This window comes from Burkholderia sp. FL-7-2-10-S1-D7 (assembly GCF_001524185.1).
Classification (GTDB): Bacteria; Pseudomonadota; Gammaproteobacteria; order Burkholderiales; family Burkholderiaceae; genus Burkholderia; species Burkholderia diffusa.
Window position 1 is genome coordinate 40557 of sequence record NZ_LOWY01000037.1, and the last position, 20635, is coordinate 61191.

Consider the following 20635-nt stretch of genomic DNA (forward strand, 5'->3'; position numbering starts at 1 on the left):
AAGACCGGGCCTGGACGACGCGCCTTGCCCGGCTATCGATTCGAACCCACCATGTTGGCACAGCGCATCATCAAGGCATTTCTCGCTCACGGCCTCGGACAGGCCGTGAGTGTTTTCGCTCAGATCGTATCGGTTCCCTTGTTTCTGTCGGTGTGGGGCGCGGCGAAATACGGGGAATGGATTCTCATCTCGACTATTCCCACCTACCTCGCGTTGAGCGACCTGGGCCTGTCGACTGTAGCGGCGAATGAGATGGACCAGTTGGCGGCAGTCGGAGATCACGAACGACTTCAGCTGATTTACCGGACGCTCGCTGCCACGGTCGCGATGTTCGTGCTTGCCGTGCTGATCGTCTCGGGAGCGGCGTGGTGGATCCTGGGCGCGGGTGGCCACGTGTTCCGGTATATGTCGGGGGACGAGGTTAGGTTCGTGGCGCTGATTTTGATTGGAGACGTATGCCTGAGCGTGATGTATGGCCCCCAGACAGCCGCGTTGCGAAGTGCCAATTGCTATGCACTGTCCGTCGGTATTCTGAACGTGACGCGCTTTGTCGCGCTGGCATTCGGGTTGGTCGCGCTAGTGATATTCAAGACACCGATTGCGGTCGCCACCGGCATGCTCGTCGCGCGCATTGCCGGTTTCGCCGCGCAGCAGATCGTGAAGAAGCGATATTGCCCTTGGGCTACGCTGCTTCCATTGACGATCGACTGGGCGTGGCTCAGGAAATCGCTGGTTCCATCCCTGGCTTTCCTCGGATTCCCGCTCAGCAACGGACTGAATTTCCAGGGGATCCTTTGGGTGATCGGGACGGCACTCGGTCCGGCGCAGGTGGCGGCGTTTTCCACGATGCGAACGCTTACGCGAGTAGCCGTGCAAATGATGAACCTGTTGTCAAACTCGGTCTGGTCGGAAGTGTCGAAGCTTGCCGCCGTCGGCAGAAAGGGCGACGTCATACGTATCAAGCGCAGACTGACGATCGTCACGATGGCTGTCGCGGGTTCGGTCGGTATCGCAATGAGCGCGTACGGAGAGCGGTTTTATGCAGCCTGGACGGGCAAGCACGTCGTTTTCGATTCGACGCTGTTCGACATCCTGTTGCTGTCGATGGTCGCGAATTCACTGTGGCAATCGGCTTCCATCTTCGTGATTGCGATCAATCGCCATATCCGCTTTGCGTTCGCCTATTTGCTCGCTGCCAGCATTGCGATCGTCGCCGGGCTGTTCGCCGTGCGCCATGGGGGACTCGTATCCGTCGCGATCTGTCTGCTGGGGCTCGACGTATTCCTGGTTCTCTTCGGCGAATACGAGGTATTTCAAGAGTATCGCGAGAAGGAATATGAAGGTTCTGTTCTTGATCGGTAGCATCGGCGATTACCATACCGCGCGCTTGAACGATGCGGAACGCCGTCTCGTGCAGGAAAACGTCGACTTTCGCGTGCTGGTGATGAATCGCAAATCGACGGATTACCTGCATCGAGACGCACAGCGCCCCGGATGCGATGCGCCGCAAAGCGGCTGGCGGTACGTGACGAAGGAACGCGCGCGGTACACGCGGCCGACATTCCTCGCGTGCCTGTTCAGGGAAATCGTTCGTGAGAAGCCGGACATGATCGTGACCATCGGATACAACTTTCCATATTCGATCGTCGGGCTGATCTACCGGTGGTTGACGCGCGGAACAAAAATCGTGTTTTGCGCCGACAGCAAGTTCGACGACGGTGTGCGCCGGCCGGGCCGCGAGCTCCTCAAGGCCCGGCTTGCGTGCCTGTATGACGGCGCGATAGTGGCAGGGCGTCGGCAGCGTCAGTACTTCCAGTTCCTTGGCATCCCGGCGGAGCGCATCCACGTCGGCTACGACGTGGTCGACAACAGCCGGTTCACGAAAGCCGCAGCCGCGGCCCGCGTCCGGCCCGACGAGCTTCGCATGCAGATGGGATTGCCGGAAAAGTACATCGTTTGCGTGTCGCGTCTGGTGGCTCGCAAGCGTGTCGACAAAGTCATCGACGCGTACGCGCGTTCGCGGGCAAGGACGATCGGTGTTTCGCTGCTAATCATAGGCGCCGGTGAACTCGAGGCTTCGCTGCGCGCGCGCTGCGAGCGCCTCGGAATCGCGCGCGACGTCGTGTTCAAAGGGCTGGTTCCCAATCAGGACATGCCGGTTTTCCTGTCGCTTGCCAATTTCTTGATGCTGTTGAGTGACTATGACCAGTGGGGCCTGTGTCTGAACGAGGCGCTCGCGTGTGGGACGCCCGTATTGTGCAGCGACGGCTGCGGGGCTGCACACGAACTGGTCCGACACGGCGAGAACGGGTTCGTCACGGATGGAACGGATGCAGACATTGACCGCGGCGTCGCGACACTGCTTGACGACCAGAAGCTGTCCGCGCTCAGGCGCAACTTTCCGTGGAATCTCGATGACTGGAATTTGCAGCGGTTTTCCGAAAATGTGTTGAACTTCGCGAACGGGTTCTCGAAATGCAAGTGAATCATGTCGTTGTGGCCAATGTCTTTGGCGCGGTGAACAAAGGCGATGCGGCGCTCATCGAGGTGTGTATCGACGAAATCCTCGAAGCCTATCCGAACGCATCTCTCAGCGGTATCGCATACCAGCCGTCGACGCAACGCGCCCATCTGCCGCGGGTGACGTGGCACGAACGGCTCGGGAACTGCGTATCGAAGCATGTGTGGCGCCGCCGTCTGTGCAATGTCGTTCGCCAGGGCATCACGATCTGCTATGTGTCGTTGGGACGACCGTGGCTGCTCGGCTGGCTGATTCCGGTCGAGCAACGACGTGCCATCGATGCGCTCTGGAAAGCCGACGTCGTCGTCAGTTGTCCGGGCGGCTATCTTGAGGACTCCAATCCGTCGTACTACGCCAATCTGATCCAGATCTGGGCGGCTTCGAAATTCGGCGCCACCGTGGTTCTGGCGCCGCAGAGCGTCGGTCCGATCCGCTCCAGGCGCGGCCGGTGGTTTGCTGCAAAGGTGCTCGCGAAAGCATCCCTCATCTGCGTGCGGGAAAGCGAGTCGTACCATTTTGTCGTCGAGACGCTCGCATTGCCGGCAGCGCGGGTGGCCAGAACGGGCGATCTTGCTTTTTGGCATGCAGCGACACCGGCCGCGACCGCATCGATGAAAGCGGAACTCGGAATCGAGCCAGACGAGCCTTACATTGCTGTCTCGGTGATCGAATGGGCGTTTCCGCTTGCCGCCGACCAGGCGCAGGCCAAGGAACGATATGTGCGGAACTTGTGTGAGCTGCTGAATGTCCTGCACGACACGCTGGGCGTCCGGATCGTCATCGTCAACCAGGTCGCGGCCGATCTGCCGGTGGGCCGCCAGATCGCTGAACGGTGTCCAGGATTTGTCATCCTGGATCAGAAGGATCGACCCGTGGCGGACGTCAGGAGCATCATCGCCGGTGCCTCGGTATTTCTGGGTAGCCGCTTTCATTCATGCATCTTCGGCCTGTTGGCAGGGCGGCCGCTCGTGGCGCTCTCCTACCTGCCCAAAACGAGCGGCATCATGACGGACCTGGGCCTGAGCGCCCGCGTTCACGACATCGATGGGTTCAATGTGAATGAGGTCGCGAGGACGATGATCGCCGACTATCGGGCGCCGTCCCAGGGGCAGGAGGAGATCGACCGTGCGGTCGAGCGCTATCGTCGCCTGTATCCGCGGTTTGCGGATCTCCTGCGGGAGGCCGCGTGACTCGGACTGTCGACCTCCATCATGAGCAGGCTCCGGGCTATCAGGTCGGATTCGTAACGGCGTCCGCGTCCAGAACCGGTGGCGGCCTGTTCGACGCGGTACGTGGTCTTGCACTCGCGCTTCCGTCGAACGGGTTCGTACCGCGCGTATTCGCACTGAACGATGCGAACACCAATAGCGATCTTCCGCAATGGCGCGGGACGCAGGTGACGACTTGCGACGCGGTTGGCCCCGCGATGCTCGGTTACTCCCCGGCCTTGCGTAGTTCGCTGCTGGCATCCGATGCCCACATCGTCCACACGCACGGAATCTGGATGCACCCGTCGGCGGATGTCGTCGCGTGGCATCGGCATCGACGCAAGCCCTACGTCATCTCGCCGCACGGCATGCTCGATCAATGGATCCTGAATCGTTCGAAACTGAAGAAATGGGTTGCGCTCGCCGCCTATGAACGTAGCCATTTGAATCGCGCTGCCTGCTTTCATGCACTCAATCGCGAAGAGGCGGATGCGATCCGGGCCGTGGGTCTGAAACAACCGATTGCCGTCGTGCATAACGGTGTGGCGATTCCGGAGCTGGACAGCCCCGGATTACCGTCCTGGTGGACCGGTGAACTGGCATCCAGGAAACTGCTGCTCTACTTCGGACGGTTGCATCCAAAGAAGGGCCTGGAGAACCTGCTGACGGCCTGGAAGGATCGCGTCGTGGCGAATTCGATCAATGCGAGTTGGAATCTGATCGTCGGTGGCTGGGGGGATCTTTCCTATATCGGTAAATTGCGCGGTATGGTCAGCGAGGGCGTGAGCGGCGACGGTGTCCATTTCATCGGCCCGCAATTCGGCCAGGACAAGGAAAAAACCTACGCGGCTTGCGATTGCGTGATCCTGCCGTCATTCAGCGAGGGGTTGCCGATGGTGCCACTCGAAGCATGGTCGTTCCGAAAGCCGGTCGCGCTGACGCGCGAATGCAATCTGTCGATCGGATTTTCCCGACACGCCGCATTCGAGATTCTCAATTCAGTCGAGGGACTGCGGGCTTTCCTTGACGAACTGTATGCCACCGACGATGCGCGGCTCGTGGCAATGGGCAATGGCGGGAGAGCACTGGTCGAAAGTCATTTCACATGGAATGTCGTTGCCACACAGATGGCCGACGTTTATGGCTGGCTGATGGGGCTTCGCGAGAAGCCGCGTTGCGTCATCGAGTGAATATCCGACCGGCGAAGAGATGACATGGAAATCATAGGCTATATCGCGGTAATCAATCTATTGTGCTGGGGCATGTGCTTCGCGTTCGTCATGGCGATGCGCATGCCCATTTATCATCCGATTTTCCTGTACCTGATCTATCACTTCCTGGGATATGTCATACGCCCGATCAATATTTATCTGATCGGAAAATCCCTGCTGTGGAACACCATCGGGTTGACCCCATCGGACGGAACGCTCTGGCTGACGTGCCTCAATATCAATTGTGCGCTTCTCGCCGCGGTCATCCTGCCGGCACTTGTGGAACCGCGCAATCTTCGACAGCTCATGATTCCGCCGACCCGCCTCGTCATCACCGACAAGGTACGTTTTTTCATGGCTTTGATCGTTCTCGTTGCGCTCGGCTTGTATTCGACGCATGTCGCGTACGGGACGGCCGGTATCGATTCGGTCCAATCGTTCGAAGTGCAGGTCGATTCGAATGGCGGGCAACGGCTAGTGGGCGTGTCGGGCTATCTGATGGCATTTGCGGAATTCATTCCGGCAGCACTGCTGATCCTGATCCTCGCTTATGGCGTGACGCCGCCGATGGTTGCAGGGATCGGCGCGTTCGTGCTGTTGCGCATACTGGTTGGCGCACAGCGCCTGTCTTTCGTCATCGTCGTGCTGAGCGCATTGACCATCGGGTTGATGCGGCGTGGTCGCCGCAGCTTCGCGATGAAGACGATCATTATCGGCGTTTGTCTGATCCTCGTATTCGACGTCGTTGGGTCGGATCGCCTCGCGGCGCGAAAAATTTTGACCGGCGACACGAGCATTTCGGAGATCGTGGATCGATATCAGAAGTCGAGAGCGGTTGGCGCCGGAACGAGCGACTTCCAGGAGTTCGACGTGTCGTCGGCAATTTACGAGTTGGTACCGGAAAGAACGGGGTTCAACTGGGGCACGCAGTACCTGCGGCTGCTCGTATGGCCGATTCCTCGCGCGATCTGGCCTGACAAGCCGACGACAACGCAACGGATCAATCTCCTGAAATATGGGAATTTCTTTGCGCTGACATGGTCGTTGCATGCCGACCTGTACTCGATATTCGGATTCCCGTCACTGGTCGGCGGAATGTTCCTGGTTGGACTGTTCCTGTACCGGTTTCATCACCGTGTCACTTATACGGCGAGTCCGAAACTATTCGCGTCGTACTGGATTTTCAATGGCTATATCTCGACGCTGTTTCGCGATGGTGGCGTGCCGATGGCGTATTTCTTCGGATTCTCGTTCGTTGCCGTCTATATTCTGGTGACCGCGGGCAAGATCAGAATGGCGCGAATTCAAGCGCCGGCAGCCAACGCAGGCACGGTCCGTCCACGCACGGTCGGTTCGGTGGCATGACGCGAATCCATCGGCATGAACCGCGCAAAACGTCGCGCCCGCGAGCATTTCCAGGCATGGCCACGAATCAGATACTGGAGTCGACATCGTGAAGCAATCGAGGCGTGCGTTCCTGAAGCTGATTGCATCCGCCGCGGGTACGGAAGCGGTTCTAGGCGACGCCGGTGCATTCGAGCGGCGCCCAGGGCCATCGGCCCGTGAAGTGATCGATGCCGCGGCATACGGAGTATCAGCAGATGCATCCGCTGAACAGAACTCAAGCGGACTACTGAGGATTCGAGAGAGAATGCGGGGCGCAGACACCGCATTCGATCTCATCTTGCCGGACGGTAAGCTGAATATCCTGACCGGAAGGTGGCTGCAAGGTGTCGCGGATGTGCACGTACGAGGTGGAAGAGGCACGCAATTGTGCAACGTCGGGACGTCGCAATCGACGACTGAACGCGTACCGCTCATTATCAACCAGGACTACTTCCTTGATCACGCCGGTTCGATACCCGGATTCGGCGAGTTCGTCAACGGCGACTGTATCGGATCGGTGGCTGCCGGCACATCGCACGTTCGGCTGGCGAGCGCCGATGCCGTGTCGAAGTATCGGGCGGGCATGCCGGTCTTGGTCTACGGCTTCAACCAGGACTCACAAGGCTACCCGCCGTCGATTCGATATTTCGAGCGGAACATAGTCGCGAAAGTCGGTGTCGACTCCGTCGAACTCGCCGTGCCGCTCCGGAACGCCTACGACGCGCGTTGGGCCGATATCGTGCAGAATGGCGACGAGACGGATCGCGCAGCAGGTGCGACGGGCGCCGCGCGCATCCTGAGCCTGGATAGGGCTGGGTTTCGCGTCGCCACGCGCATCGTGCTCGACGATCTGGAATTCCTGTCGTCACGCGATCGTCGCGACGCCGATGTCAGTTCCCTCGACGGCAGCCTGTACGCATTCTCTTCAGACCTGATCGTATGCAATCGCGTCCGGGTCAATGGTTATTTCTATCCGTCCGCCAGTGGAGCCATCGTCGTCAATGACTCGTACATCCGCTTCGTTGAGAACGACAAGCTCGTTGACAGGATCGAATACAACCGCTGCCGGATCGGCTTCTTTTCGAACGGTCCGGCGGTTAACCAGATCGTCGTGAACGATTCGACGATAGAAGAACCCATTCCGATCGTCAGCTGCCGCAACGTCGAGTTCAATGACGTCACGTTCGTTGGAGCGAGACGGGCAGCGAGCGCGTTCGTGACGCTGAGTTTCTCCACACCGATGGAGTCGGTCGTGTTCAATCGACCCAGGCTGGTTCCCGCCCAGGGCACCCTCATGCCGCTGACAACGGGAGGCGGCGTCGTCAGGGTCAAGGTGACCGGAATGAGATCCGGCGTCTTGTATACCGATTTCTCCGGAATCAACGACCCGGTGCCACGTGGATTGACGATCGGCTCCGTGCTTCGAAACGAAAGCGGTCAACCGCAATTCGATGTGACGGGAATATGGCTCGAGAGCGGCCGCACGGCAATCGGTGTCAAGGCGCGAGACTCTGCGGTAACGGCGCGTGTCAGTCAGGTATTGATGGCCAACATCTGCAAGCGTTTGACAATCGTCGATCCGGCAATCGTCGGGGCGCAATCCGATATGGAAGCCCGATTTTCGAGTCCACGAAGTATCTCGGAGGCGTCGTTCGATGTTGCCGTTCAATTGAATGTCGACGACGCGCGCATTCGCGACGCTCACCACGACGATGACGCCATCGATGTCGGATTTGACTTCGGCGGAAGCGCTCGTCAACGGCCATTCGATCTTACGATCCATCGGCGAGCGCGCGAGTTGGCCGTAGAGATTGGCGACGCGCATGCGACCGCTGGAAGCGAATCCAGCGCAACGCTCATGCTGACGGGACTGGATTACACGGGCCGCCCGGTGTGGCGAGGTGTCGTCGACATGTCGGCGCCGGGTATACGGACAATCGGTGAGCATTACGTGCTGGGGACGTCGCGCGACCAACTGGCTGTTTTGCCGAACGTCCGAATCGTGCGATTGAGAGTCGTATGCAATGCCGGTCGTTCGGCTTTGTCGACGCACGTCAAGATAAAAATTCTGCTGACCGATGAGGTGAGTCGCAATGAATGAGGCAAACGGGATGTTCAACGGGCGAAAAACGATGCTGCTTCTGTGCGCCGTGTCGATCGCGGCGGCGGCAATGGTGCCGACAACGTCGCTTGCAACCTGTGCATTGCCCGGGTGTCACGGGCAGTCGAGGTCCAGCGTTGCCGCGGCACAGGCAAGCGTGATCTATGGCGATCCGGCTGGAGACACGTTGAAAGGAAACTCGGGAAGTTATCGGCAATCCGTATCGGATGCGAGCGAATTGCGGACATTCGCGACGGCGGCCGCCGTCGCGAAGAATCCGTACGCAGATGACCTGGAGCAGATGGGGTACGCTCGCGGCAGCATGTACTCGGGACTGGGCGCCGGTTCCGTATCGAGCCTGCGCTCCGGGCGGCGTGCCGGAATGGGGAAGTCGGTCGCCGGCATGCTTCCGGGTGTGCAGGGTTTATCGGTCGGGATTCCCGGCGCCGCATCGAGAATCAGCCGATAGCATCAACCCGTCACTGCGTACCGGGCGCAGCCGTCACATGCCTGAACGCACGTTGCGCACCGGCTGGAGGCAGTTGGCATAGACCTGCTGCAACTTGTCGACATACTGGGTCCAGTTGTGCGTACCGGCTGCCGCGACGCGCGCGTGCCGGGAGAATTCCACGCGCTTGTCGGGCGAGCCGATCATCTCGCCGATGGCATCGGCCAGTTGTTCGACGGATCCGGAGGAGACGATCGTGCCGCTGCGATCATGCTCGATGATTTCGGCGGCGCCGGATTCCCTCGTCGCCACAATCGGCAGGCCAGTCGCGAGCGCCTCACATAAAACGACGGCGAGCCCCTCTTCAAGAGACGGCAGGACGAAAAGATCTGCCGCGTTGTAGTAGTCGTTGAGCTGCGCGTTGTCTACGCGAGGAATGTGTGTGAAAAGGTGGCGGTACGGAGCGAGCAGCGGCTCGACCGTCGGATCGATCTGTCCGATCAACGTGACATGGACACGCTTGTCGCCGAGCCGCTTGACAGCTTCCAGGAGATAGAGCTGCCCCTTGCGAAGGCTGACCTGTCCAACGCAAAGGATACCGAAGCGACTTGTATCCATGCCACGCTGTTCCAACGGGCGAAATCGCTTCACATTGGCCGCATAGGGAATCACCTTGATGATGCTCGCGGGAACACCGTACTGAATGAATGAATCCCGCACGATCGACGACGGTGCCAGGACGTAGTCGTAAAGATTCACTTCATCGATGAGCCGCCTTTGTTGCCGATTGATCCGCCGCATGCGTGGCAGTCCGCGCCTGTCCTCTTCTTCCGACAGGAGCCGATCGCGATAGAGCGGATGCGTGTTGACGACTTCCCCGACTACGATCGAACCTTCGCGCCTTGCCCTGGCGACGATTTGTCGTGAAGTGCCATGTGCCATGACATGCAGAAGCGGTGTCGGCCGCCAGTTGAATTGCACACCGAATTGCCACAGATCGTGGTATGCAGGGAAGAGCTGATCGCTCAGACGGCCCTTCAACAGCTTCGCGTGAGCCCGAACCGCATATTCCTTCGCCCAGATATTGACTGCCCGGCCATGCGCCAGTGAGAACGTGGAGGTACGCGCTCTGTGAGAGTAGTAGAACGTGTCCAGGATTCCGAGCTCGTCGAGTCGATCGATATAGTTGTGAAAGTGAAACCGGCCGCATACTGCAACGCTAACCTTCATGATTCGGCTCTCGGGGAAATTGAAGCGCGTCGAAACGTAATTCGATCGAGTCGATGATAGCCTCGCAGCCTGCGAGGACCGGGAACAATGTGCATGAACAACTAGATTTTGGCGGAATGATGCGACTTGAACGAGCACGCGTGGCGGTAGACTTACAGCTCGGCATGTTCGCACCGGTGGCTATTGGCGGCAACAGAGCGCCGACGTGATTTGTTCCCGCGCCCATCGGCGCGGATTCGCCTCTCGCTCATTTCTCGATCGTATGATTATTGACGGTAATGATCCCTTCACCGAGCCGTCGTTCAACTTCTCGAATCGGCTGCGGCGCGCCGTCTGGGGCGCGGCCTATGTCTTGCTGTTCAGGTTCAGTCCCAGGCCGCTGCATGGGTGGCGATCGCTGTTGCTCAGATCGTTCGGCGCAAAACTGGGCCCGCATGTTCATGTGTATCCGCGCGTCAGGATCTGGGCGCCGTGGATGTTGGAAATCGGTTCGCATGTCGGCATAGCGGATGGCGTGACTCTCTACAACATGGCCAATATCAAGATCGGGAGCTATGTCGTGATTTCCCAAGGCGCGCACCTGTGTGCCGGTTCGCACGATATCCATTCCCGCAATTTCCAGCTCGTGACGCGTCCTATTACAGTGGGTGATCACGCGTGGGTCTGTGCTGAGGCTTTTCTTGCGCCGGGAGCGGTCGTACCCGAGGGCGCCGTGGTGGGGGCGAGAGCCGTCGTGTCGCGGCCACTAGAAGAGCAGTGGGCGGTGTATGCCGGTATGCCTGCCCGTCGAATCAACTCGCGCGTGCGCAGAGGGGCAGAATGACATACGGATTCTCGGTCTTGATCCTGACGAAGAACGAGGAAGCGGACCTGCCGGGATGTCTGAAGAGCATCGATGGCGTGGACGACATCTGGGTCCTCGATTCGATAAGCGAAGACAGCACCGTGCAAATCGCGAACGCGTTCGGTGCGCATGTCGTGGCGCGAGAATTCGACGGCTTTGCCGCGCAACGTAATCATGCTTTACGGAATTTCGGCTTCAGGCACGAATGGCTGTTGATCCTGGATGCCGATGAGCGACCCTCCCCGGAACTGATGGATGAACTCCGCCGCTTTGTTTCCGATGCGCCCGACGAAATTGGTGCTGCGAGGATGCGCCGTAGAGACTACTTCCTGGGTCGATGGCTGAAGCATGCGCAAATCTCGCCCTACTTTATTCGATTCGTGCGTCCGTCGCGTGTGCATTACGAACGCGAGGTCAACGAGGTTCTGATAGTCGACGGCGACATTCACGAACTGGCCGGCCCGCTGGATCACTTTCCCTTCTCGAAAGGGATGGCTCACTGGATCGGCAAGCACAACGTCTATTCGTCGATGGAAGCCGGCGAGTTGCTTCGCCGGCGGCAGGCCGATTTTTCGGTCATCAAGGCGCTGTTCGACCGTGACTTCAATGTTCGACGATTTCATCAGAAAGCACTGTTCTACAGAATGCCATGTCGGCCCTTATTCAAGTTTTTCTACATGATGGCTGTCCGTCGGTCGTTTCTTGACGGGCGCGCAGGATGGCATTACACGTTCCTGCAATGCGTCTATGAATATCTGATATCGGTGAAAGCCGTTGAGCTTCATCGGGCCGACCGACGTCGTTGAGCATGCTGCCGCGTGGCGAGCCGGAAGCCGGGGTATCGCGAGCGGCCGGCGATCGTGGCGGCATGGGCGCAGCCGCCGTCGCCGGCCACGCGGTCAGGTACCGGGCGACGTTCGACGCAATGCGGTCAATTTCGCCTCGAATTCGTGCAATACCGCTTCGCGTGACAGGACGGCCTCTGCGAAATCCCTTCCAGCGCGCCCTAGATGCATCCGCCGCCTTGCATCGGCAGCGAGCGCATCGATGGCGCTCGCCAATGCTTCCGGGTCGCCAGGTGAAACCAATACCCCGCGCTGGGATACAACATCGTGCAGCTCCGTGCCCGCATTGGCCATCGCGATGACTGCCCGGCCACTCGCGAACATGCCGGTCAGCTTCGATGGCATGACGAGGTCCGCGGCGTCGGCGCGTTGGGGGAGCACGTGTATGTCCGCCAGATTCAGCAGTTCGTTCAGTCGGTTGGCGGGCTGCAGATTCATGAATCTGCAGTTTCGCAGCTTGCTGCAGCGTGCAATGAGGTCGTCACGCACCGGGCCGTTGCCACAGAAGACGAATACGAGGTTGTCGCGTGAGGCAAGCCTTTGTGCGGCATCCGCCAATACGTCGAGCCCCTGCTTCGAGCCCATGTTGCCGGAATAAAGTACGACCGTCGCGTCGAGGGAAATACTGAGCGCGGCGCGCAGTTCGCTTGGGCGCCCCAGCGGATAGATTGAGCGCGTGTCGGCCCAGTTTGAGAAATGTACGAGCTTGGCGGGTGGAATGCCCTTATCCACCGCGCGTTCGACCATTTTCCAGGAGATCGTCGAGACGGTATCGAAGCGCTTCATGAGCATCCGTTCGAATGCCAGCGCCGCGCGTCGCAACAGCGAGCCGTCGAGCATGCCGAGATTGAATGCCGCGTCAACTTCGTAATCCTGAATGTGAAGCCACGCATGTGCACCGCTCAGCCTGGCCGCGAGCCATCCGCCGGGCGCATTCAGCAAGCTGGGCGCGACGCAGATGATGGCGTCCGGCCGCCAGAGAGCGTGGCGCAGCATGAGCGGAAAGCTCGTCAGCGCGAAGCTGGCGAGGTGCACGATGCGCAGGGCGCCGCGCGGACGGCGCGGGACCCACAGCGGTGCTCGCCACAACCTGACGCCGTTGCGGTGCTCGGTCGCATACCGCGCCGAGTGATATCCGTTTGCTACGCGCCATTCCGGGTAATACGGTGGAGCACAGACTACGCGTACCGAGTGACCTTTGGCGGCGAGCGTTTCAGCCATTTCCGCCGTGTACTTGCCGATGCCGGTCAGTTCGGGGGCATAGTTGATTCCGTAGACAAGGATTTTCATCGAATTGACGCGTGATCTCGGGAGAAATGGTGCGGTGCGCAATAGCAGCATTGTGCGGATTGCTCGTCGAATCGGTCCGACAGAATGTTGGCGCGCGCCGCCACGTGGGTGCGTCAGGTGCAACGCGTACGCGGCGGGCCGATGCGACGACAGCCTCGCGATCCCGACGTCGGCGCACGGGTGCGCCGGCACCTCATCGAAATGCCGTACACAGGAGCGGGGAGTAAGTCTCGATCGCGGCCTGGATCGGTGAGCAGTATCCGTAGGCAATGCTCGAGACAGCAAGCATCGAAGCGGCCGCGGGCGATCGGCGCCAGGGAAGCAGCACGGGTGCGGCTTTCCAGCGCAGCAGCGTCACCATTATGAGCATGCCGATGATCCAACCGATGGCCACCTCGGATACGGTGTGCGCATGATCGAACACGCGGGCTGTTGCGACGGCCGCCGCGAGCGCCGAGCCGGGCAGCAACGCGATATGGGCGCGTACATGCCAGCCATCGTGCAGCGCGAGCAAGAAGGCCATCGGCCATACCGATGCGGCGAGCATTGTGTGCCCACTAATCACGCGAAAATGGATCGTACGGATCTCGATGCCGCAGCCCGCGTACAGAACCTTGGTCAGGCCGACCGCCAGCATGCCGCCGCCGAGCAGCATCAACCACGATACGGCGATCCGCCACCCATGCATCGACGTCGCGAGCCATGCGCTGCAAACCGCAGCGAGCGGGACGGTCAGTGCCGCGTCGCCGAGGCGGCTAACCGATGTCCACATGCCGGGCGTCGCCTGTTCGTGCGGGCAGGGCGGGCGCCGGCATGCGCTGCAACGACCGCATCGGCAGTGTAATGGAGGCCGATCGTCGTCTCGCGTTCATGTCATGCGACCATCGCCTCGGAGAGGCGCGCAAGCAGATACCGCTCGAAGTCCGCCGCGACCTCCGGATGCCGCAGCGCGAACTCGATCGTCGCCTTCAGGTACCCGAGCTTGCTGCCGCAATCGAAGCGTGTGCCGTCGTAGCGGTACGCGAGCACCTGCTCATCGGTGAGCAGCGACTGGATCGCGTCGGTCAGTTGCAATTCGCCGCCCGCGCCGGGTTTAAGCCCGCGGAGATGCTCGAAGATCTTCGGTTTCAACACATAGCGGCCAACGACACCGAAGTTCGACGGCGCAACCGACGGTTCGGGCTTCTCGACGATGCCGGACAGCTTGAAGAGATCCTCTTCCCAACGCTTGCCGTCGATCACGCCATAGGATTTCGAATCTTCAGGCGCGATCTCCTCGACGCCGATGACCGACGCATGATAGTGATCGAAGACGTCGATCATCTGGCGTAACACCGGCTTCGGGCCATCGAGCAGGTCGTCTGCGAGGATCACTGCGAACGGATTGTCGCCGACGAGTTTCTCCGCGCACAGCACGGCATGACCCAGCCCGAGCGCTTCGGCCTGGCGCACGTAAAAGCAGTCGACATGGCTCGGCTTGATGCTGCGCACGAGGGAGAGCAGCTTGTCCTTGCCACGAGCCTCGAGCTCGGCCTCGATCTCATACGACTTGTCGAAATGATCCTCGATCGCGCGCTTGCTGCGTCCGGTCACGAAAATCATCTCCGTGATGCCCGCTTCGATTGCTTCCTCGACCGCATACTGGATCAATGGTTTATCCACGACCGGCAGCATTTCCTTGGGACTGGCCTTGGTGGCCGGCAGGAACCGCGTGCCCAGGCCGGCGACCGGAAAGACGGCTTTCGTCACTTTCAACATAGTGGTAATTCCATGGGTTCGGAATGAAGAGCAGACAACGTCGATATGCGATGTCGGTGTCCGGGCGCAACAAAAGATTCGAAGTCGCACAGGACGCAATTGCATGCGTCGCGCACGTGCGATTCAGGCAATCCTAGTGTGTTCCGAAATAAAGCGGCGACTGAATCTTGGGTGAATCCGACAGAGTGATAGCGAGGTCATGCATTTGCGCAAGAATTATTTTGAAATGGTGTGCAAGTGGCCGGCGCGGCGTTATATAGCGGATTACGGCTGTCGTTTGTCGGCAGGCGTGCGCTCGGTTGGGATACGGTTTGAAGAGGAAAACCCGGAACCCGGACGGATTTTGCAGATGCGAGTGTGTACCGATGCATCGCGTTCACGGGCGTGTCATTAGGAGAGCGTGATGACGGACGATGATGATATTTGCCATGCACTGGGGGCACTCGATCCCGCCTATCTCGAACTGATGCAGCAGATGTTGAAGATCGATTGCGAGGTGGCGGCACGCGAGTTGGGCATATCGAATCAGATCGCGTCACGGATCATCGCGCTGACACCAACGGAGATCGAAGCGCTGGTCGGCCGAGGGTCGCAGCCTTAGACGGCAAGCATGGCGTCTTCTCGTCGCAACACCTGCCGGAAAAAGTCCAGGCCTGATTGCGACGGCGGCCCGCGGCCGGGAGCCGTTGAGTTTCCTGCATGCATGCATGGATGGAAGCGCGCCACGGTCCCGCTATATGCGAAGAAAGAAGAAGAAAAGAATGAAATATATTTAGCGTTGAAACGCAATTGCCAAAGAGAAAAGTGAAAGTGGAGCCACCATGACGCATTCGACCATAGACACCATGACGATATCCGATCAACGGCAGTGCACCGGCTGGGCCAGTGTCTGGCTTCCATGCACCGATCCTCCCGCGGAACCGATGTGGTGTGAGGGCCGATGGCCGGGACATGCGTACGGGTTTCCCGTGTATTGGGACGGCACCAAATGGTGCAGCAAGATTTTCGGCGCCCGCGGCGATTTTTGGCGCGAGCGTGTGATACGGGCTGCATAGCAAGCACCCGGCGGCCGCTGTGATCGCATCGGCGTTGCCGCGTCGTCGTCTCCTTCCCCGATGTGTATTTGCGCTCGTCTTTAATTGGGACGCTGGCGACGCCGCGCGTTCCGACAGGAATGCTGGTGGACCGGCGATCGCCACATGACTTTACCGAACCGCATGTCGCTGGTCCGTCATGTCGTGTTTTCACAAAAGTAAATACAAGAAACCCACGGCGTGGCGGATTACCGCTAGGTTTTGTCCGCTCGTCGATATGTCCGGCGCGTAGAGTGCGTGGCCGACACTCCGCGTATTGCCGATACGCGCCCTGCGGCCGGCTGAATGCAATCACCGTCCAAAATCAGGAACGCCCATGCCCGAACAGGACGACATCTTCGACGCGATTGCGGAATTCAATCGTTCGTATCTGACGCTTGCCCAGCGCTTGCTGCAAGCGGATCGCGAAGCGGCGAAACAACAACTGGGCATGTCGGATGAGACGGCCGTGATCGTCGCAGCATTGACGCCGGAACAGATCGACGAACTCGCCGAGCGTCGCGAACTGTTCAGCGAATTCCGCGCGGAGTCCTCGCCCGGCCGGGCCTGACAGAGCGACCTTTCCAGCGTTTCATACGTCGCGCCGCGCGCGAACCGCGCGACCGATCCCGCTCGGCTGCCGCAGTGGCCGCTCCCGTCGATTGTCGGTGGCGGCCGATAGTTTGGCAGTTTTCGGCTAGATATCGAGCCCCATTCGTCTCATTGGATTCGATACGATTCGCAAAAACGCTGTTGCCACGATGTCCGCACGCGAAGCGCACGATGCGGCCACGCCGACAATTGTCTTTTACCGGGGATTCGTCGTCCATGCAGGGAATGTTGGAGCATCTACTTGAACGCCATGTGTCGGTCCAATGGCGCGGCTTCCTCGAGGCATTGGCGGCTGAATTCACCGATCAGCTCGATCGAGACGAACTGAGGCAATTGATGGCGCGCATCGGCATGCGCTTCGCTGCCGCGCATCCGCTTGGCCCTTGCGAGTCGACGGACGATCTCGCGAATGCGTTGAATGCCCGCTGGCGCGACATGCAGTGGGGTTACGCCGAACTGTCCGACGAACACGATTTCCTGCGCATCGTTCATCACGCCGCGCCGTTGCGCGCGTTCGGCGACGGCCATCTCGCATGGTCCTCCGCCTTCCTGGAAGGCGTGTATCAGGGCTGGTTCGACAGCGTTGGCGCAACCGGTTTGCGCGTGACGCAGGACGTCGCGCCGCCGGACGACTCGCGGATCGAACTGCGTGTTGCGCGCGCAACGAACTGAACGACCGGGCCGACCGGAACTTCCGCGACAACAAATGGGCACGCTATGTCGACCTCACGGGATATCCAATCGTTATTCAAGCGTTTTGGCGGCGATGCCGGACGCTATCACGAAGTACGTGCCGAAGCGGATGCCGAGGTGGCCCGCGCGCGCTGGCCGCTGCTCGGCGGTGTCGAGTTGCGCGAGAGCGAGTCGCAGGGGCAGCCGGGCTCCAGGTCGCCGGATGGCGGGAATAGCCTGCGCAAGATCGTACTGACCGACACGCGTGCGTTGCCTGCGTCTACGCCGGACGCCGGTACGCGGAATCAAATGCCCGGTCCGCTGAAGAAGCTGGTAAGTCGGCCGGCTGCATCGGACAGCGCGGATGCGCAAGGTTCGTCACAACCGCTGGTTCGGTTGTTCGAGCGGCTGCGAACGGAGGAGACGGGCGACGCGCCGAAGAAGCCATCGGTGTGGACAGGCCGCTCATGAAAATCGTCGCGATCGCTTCGGCAAAGGGCGGCGTCGGAAAGACGACGCTGGCGGCGAACCTCGCGGCCGTGATATCGGCATCGGGACGCCGGCGCGTGAGCGTGGTGGATCTCGATCCGCAGAATGCGCTGCAGCTGCATTTCGGCGTGCCGCTCGACATGACGGACGGGCTCGCCCATGCCGCGCTCGACAGACTGAACTGGCCGGCCGTGGTCGTCGACGGGATCACGGTGTTTCCGTTCGGCGTGGTCGGCGAAACGGATCAACGCCGCTTCGAGCGGCTGCTGGACCGCGATCCGTCGTGGCTCGCGCGCGGGCTTGCCGCGCTCGGGCTCGGCGACGACGACATCGTGATCATCGATACGCCGCCGGGCACCTCGGTCTACATGCGCGCCGCGCTGACGGCCGCGCATTTCGTGCTCAAGGTCGTGCTCGCCGATGCAGCCTCGTACGCAACGATTCCGCAGATGCGGCGGATGCTCGATGCCTATGCCGCGAGCCGCGCGGATTTCGTGGGTAACGGCTACGTAGTCAATCAGGTCGATCAGTCGCGCGAGTTGGGCCGCGATGTGCTGCGCGTGCTGTGCGACAGCCTCGGCTCGGCCCGGTTCGGCGGCGTGATTCACAGGGATGAAGGGGTCGCGGAATCGCTCGCGTCCCGGACGACCGTGAATCGCTACGATCCGCGTTCGCAGGCCGCTGCCGACCTGAACGCGTGCGGTGCATGGCTCGAGCGCGTGCTCGATGGGCGCGACACCGCACGGAGCATCGCTTGAGCGCCCGCGGGGAGGTCGCGCGGCCCTCGGCGGTCGACCGGTTCGTCGATGCGTTGCCCGGGAGCGGCTGGTTCGTCGCGCTGCCGGTGGCCGCATTCACGCTGTTGGCGCTGTATTTCGTGTGTACCGTGCCGCTCGACACGATCGGGCAGCTCGTGTTCGCCATCTGCTGCATCGCCTGTTCGCTGGTGGTCCGTCGCCTGGACGGACGCTATGCGACGCTCGTCATGATCGTGCTGTCGGTGGTGGCCACCGGCCGGTATATGTATTGGAGATTGTCGGAGACGCTGGTGTGGCTGCATCCGCTCGACGCGGTGTGGGGCGCGCTGCTCGCGGCTTCCGAAGTCTATGCGGCGGCGGTGCTGATCCTCGGCTACTTCCAGACGGCGTGGCCGCTCGGGCGCAAGCCGCTGCCGTTGCCCGCGTCGCGCGCGCATTGGCCGAGCGTCGACGTGTTCATTCCGACGTACAACGAACCGTTGAGCGTCGTCAAACCGACCATCTACGCGGCGCTCGCGCTGGATTACCCGGCCGACAAGTTGTCGATCCACGTGCTGGACGACGGACGTCGCCCGGAATTCCGCGCATTCTGCGAGTCGGTCGGCGTGCACTGGACGATTCGCGATCACAATCGCCATGCCAAGGCCGGCAACCTCAACGAAGCATTGAAGATCACCGACGGCGAATTCGTCGCGATCTTCGATTGCGATCATGTGCCGACGCGGTCATTCCTGCAGATCTGTCTCGGCTGGTTCATTCGTGATCCGAAGCTGGCGATGCTGCAGACGCCGCATCACTTCTTTTCGCCGGACCCGTTCGAGCGCAACCTCGGCATTTTCAGATCGGTGCCGAACGAAGGCGAATTGTTCTACGGGCTGGTGCAGGACGGCAACGATCTCTGGAACGCGACGTTTTTCTGCGGATCGTGCGCGCTGATGCGCCGCTCGATGGTCGAGGAGATCGGCGGCATCGCGACGGAGACGGTGACCGAGGATGCGCACACCGCGCTCAAGCTGCATCGCCGCGGCTATACGACGGCCTATCTTGCGATACCGCAGGCGGCGGGGCTGGCCACCGAGAGTCTGACCGGGCACATCGGCCAGCGCATCCGCTGGGCGCGCGGCATGACGCAGATATTCCGCATCGACAACCCGCTGCTCGGGCGCGGACTGACGCTGAGCCAGCGGCTGTGCTACCTGAACGCGATGATGCATTTTTTCTACGGGATCCCGCGGCTCGTGTTCCTGACCGCACCGCTGTCGTTCCTGTTCTTCGACGCCCATGTGATCCATGCACCGGCCGCGATGCTTGCGCTCTATGCGCTGCCCCACGTCATCCATGCGAACGTGACGAACTCGCGGATGCAGGGCCGGTTCCGGCACTCGTTCTGGGCCGAAGTCTACGAAGCCGTGCTGGCGTCGTACATCGCACTGCCGACGATGCTGGCGCTGATCAATCCGCGGCTGGGCAAGTTCAACGTGACGGCCAAGGGCGGACGCATCGACCGGGGTTACTTCGATTGGGCGGTGTCGAAACCGTATCTGAGCCTGGTGATCCTGAACGTGATCGGCCTCGCGATAGGCGTCGTGAACCTGTCGCTCAACCGTCATGTCGGCAGCGAAGTCCAGACGACGGCGTTCAACCTGGCGTGGACGACCTACAACATCCTGATTCTGGGTCTCGCCGTCGCGGCGGCGAACGAACGCCGGCAGGTGCGCGATTTCCATCGTGTCGCGGCGCGGATTCCGGTCATGCTGCGCTTCGCGAATGGCCGGACGCTGGCATGCGAAACGCGTGACTACTCAGAGGGCGGTATCGGCGTGGCAGTGCCCGACGATGCGCGCATTCCGCAGGGCGAATCGTTGACGGTATCGCTGTTTCGCGGTGTCGACGAGTACGCGTTTCCCGCGACGGTCGAATACGTCGAACCAGGACGCGTCGGCGTCCGGTTCGAGGGCCTGTCGCAACAGCAGGAGTTCGATCTCGTGAGCTCGACCTTCGCCCGCGCGGACGCATGGATCGACTGGACTGACGGCCGCCGGCCCGATTCGCCGCCGCGTGCGTTCCTGCATCTGTCGACGGTCGGCGTGCAAGGCTTACTTCGCGTGATCGCCCGCCTGTACGCGGACATGCGCGTGTTTGGGCGCGGCGGCCGCAGCAACGACAAAAAATAGCGTGAGGCGGAAAGA

The 20635-nt window shown here is 60.7% G+C and carries 19 protein-coding genes; 15 read left to right on the plus strand and 4 right to left on the minus strand.

All coding sequences use genetic code 11. The features are described from left to right. Positions 1-51 precede the first annotated feature (51 nt). The 7 genes from WS75_RS34155 (at position 52) to WS75_RS16020 (ending at position 8896) form a co-directional block, all read left to right on the plus strand. Positions 52-1362: a lipopolysaccharide biosynthesis protein gene (locus WS75_RS34155; RefSeq protein WP_059681351.1), complete on the plus strand. Its 1311-nt coding sequence runs from the start codon at positions 52-54 to the stop codon at positions 1360-1362. Next, positions 1337-2485, plus strand: coding sequence for a glycosyltransferase (locus WS75_RS15995; RefSeq protein ID WP_059681352.1), 1149 nt, complete (start codon positions 1337-1339; stop codon positions 2483-2485). Before WS75_RS34155 ends, WS75_RS15995 begins: the two co-directional genes overlap by 26 nt. Further along, positions 2482-3711, plus strand: a complete 1230-nt coding sequence (locus tag WS75_RS16000; protein ID WP_179948919.1) for a polysaccharide pyruvyl transferase family protein — start codon at positions 2482-2484, stop codon at positions 3709-3711. Before WS75_RS15995 ends, WS75_RS16000 begins: the two co-directional genes overlap by 4 nt. Further along, the gene (locus tag WS75_RS16005) at positions 3708-4919 is read left to right on the plus strand and encodes a glycosyltransferase (RefSeq protein WP_082729619.1); all 1212 of its coding nucleotides are present in this window, start codon (positions 3708-3710) and stop codon (positions 4917-4919) included. The genes WS75_RS16000 and WS75_RS16005 overlap by 4 nt, the downstream gene beginning before the upstream one ends. 24 nt (positions 4920-4943) lie before the next feature. Continuing rightward, complete coding sequence (locus WS75_RS16010) at positions 4944-6305, plus strand: O-antigen polymerase (RefSeq protein ID WP_156429802.1); 1362 nt, start codon at positions 4944-4946, stop codon at positions 6303-6305. A gap of 88 nt (positions 6306-6393) precedes the next feature. Then, a complete protein-coding gene (locus tag WS75_RS16015; RefSeq protein WP_156429803.1) occupies positions 6394-8427 on the plus strand; it encodes a hypothetical protein in 2034 nt (677 codons plus the stop codon). Continuing rightward, entirely contained in the window at positions 8420-8896 is a 477-nt protein-coding gene (locus tag WS75_RS16020) for a hypothetical protein (protein WP_156429804.1), read from the plus strand. The genes WS75_RS16015 and WS75_RS16020 overlap by 8 nt, the downstream gene beginning before the upstream one ends. A gap of 33 nt (positions 8897-8929) precedes the next feature. On the opposite strand, the gene WS75_RS16025 is transcribed toward WS75_RS16020, so the two are convergent. Then, positions 8930-10105 carry a glycosyltransferase family 4 protein gene (locus tag WS75_RS16025; RefSeq protein ID WP_059681358.1) on the minus strand — a complete coding sequence of 392 codons (1176 nt, stop codon included), beginning with the start codon at positions 10103-10105 and terminating at the stop codon, positions 8930-8932. A 262-nt stretch (positions 10106-10367) separates the two neighbouring features. Between WS75_RS16025 and WS75_RS16030 the strand changes: the two genes are divergently transcribed. Both WS75_RS16030 and WS75_RS16035 read left to right on the plus strand, forming a co-directional pair. Next, positions 10368-10928, plus strand: a complete 561-nt coding sequence (locus tag WS75_RS16030) for an acetyltransferase (protein WP_059681359.1) — start codon at positions 10368-10370, stop codon at positions 10926-10928. 17 nt (positions 10929-10945) lie between these two features. Continuing rightward, positions 10946-11755, plus strand: a complete 810-nt coding sequence (locus WS75_RS16035; RefSeq protein WP_257129395.1) for a glycosyltransferase family 2 protein — start codon at positions 10946-10948, stop codon at positions 11753-11755. 93 nt (positions 11756-11848) lie between these two features. Here WS75_RS16035 and WS75_RS16040 read toward each other — a convergent pair whose 3' ends face one another. The 3 genes from WS75_RS16040 to galU all read right to left on the minus strand — a co-directional run bounded on the left by WS75_RS16040 (position 11849) and on the right by galU (position 14842). Further along, the gene (locus WS75_RS16040; RefSeq protein ID WP_059681361.1) at positions 11849-13084 is read right to left on the minus strand and encodes a glycosyltransferase WbuB; all 1236 of its coding nucleotides are present in this window, start codon (positions 13082-13084) and stop codon (positions 11849-11851) included. 193 nt (positions 13085-13277) lie between these two features. Beyond that, complete coding sequence (locus WS75_RS16045; protein ID WP_059681362.1) at positions 13278-13856, minus strand: phosphatase PAP2 family protein; 579 nt, start codon at positions 13854-13856, stop codon at positions 13278-13280. Between the two features lie 101 nt (positions 13857-13957). After that, complete coding sequence (galU, locus tag WS75_RS16050) at positions 13958-14842, minus strand: UTP--glucose-1-phosphate uridylyltransferase GalU (RefSeq protein ID WP_059681363.1); 885 nt, start codon at positions 14840-14842, stop codon at positions 13958-13960. A 403-nt stretch (positions 14843-15245) separates the two neighbouring features. On the opposite strand from galU, the gene WS75_RS16055 reads away from it, so the two are divergent. From WS75_RS16055 to bcsA, 6 genes are all read left to right on the plus strand, one after another. Continuing rightward, the gene (locus WS75_RS16055) at positions 15246-15443 is read left to right on the plus strand and encodes a flagellar transcriptional regulator FlhD (protein WP_059681364.1); all 198 of its coding nucleotides are present in this window, start codon (positions 15246-15248) and stop codon (positions 15441-15443) included. Positions 15444-16252: 809 nt separating this feature from the next. Next, a complete protein-coding gene (locus tag WS75_RS16060) occupies positions 16253-16486 on the plus strand; it encodes a flagellar transcriptional regulator FlhD (RefSeq protein ID WP_059681365.1) in 234 nt (77 codons plus the stop codon). Between the two features lie 257 nt (positions 16487-16743). Further along, positions 16744-17199, plus strand: a complete 456-nt coding sequence (gene bcsD, locus WS75_RS16065) for a cellulose biosynthesis protein BcsD (RefSeq protein WP_059681366.1) — start codon at positions 16744-16746, stop codon at positions 17197-17199. 45 nt (positions 17200-17244) lie between these two features. Further along, positions 17245-17670, plus strand: a complete 426-nt coding sequence (gene bcsP, locus WS75_RS16070) for a cellulose biosynthesis protein BcsP (RefSeq protein ID WP_059681367.1) — start codon at positions 17245-17247, stop codon at positions 17668-17670. Further along, positions 17667-18446, plus strand: coding sequence for a cellulose biosynthesis protein BcsQ (bcsQ, locus tag WS75_RS16075; RefSeq protein WP_059681368.1), 780 nt, complete (start codon positions 17667-17669; stop codon positions 18444-18446). Before bcsP ends, bcsQ begins: the two co-directional genes overlap by 4 nt. Continuing rightward, entirely contained in the window at positions 18395-20620 is a 2226-nt protein-coding gene (bcsA, locus tag WS75_RS16080; RefSeq protein WP_082729620.1) for a UDP-forming cellulose synthase catalytic subunit, read from the plus strand. Before bcsQ ends, bcsA begins: the two co-directional genes overlap by 52 nt. The last annotated feature ends 15 nt before the right edge of the window (positions 20621-20635 follow it).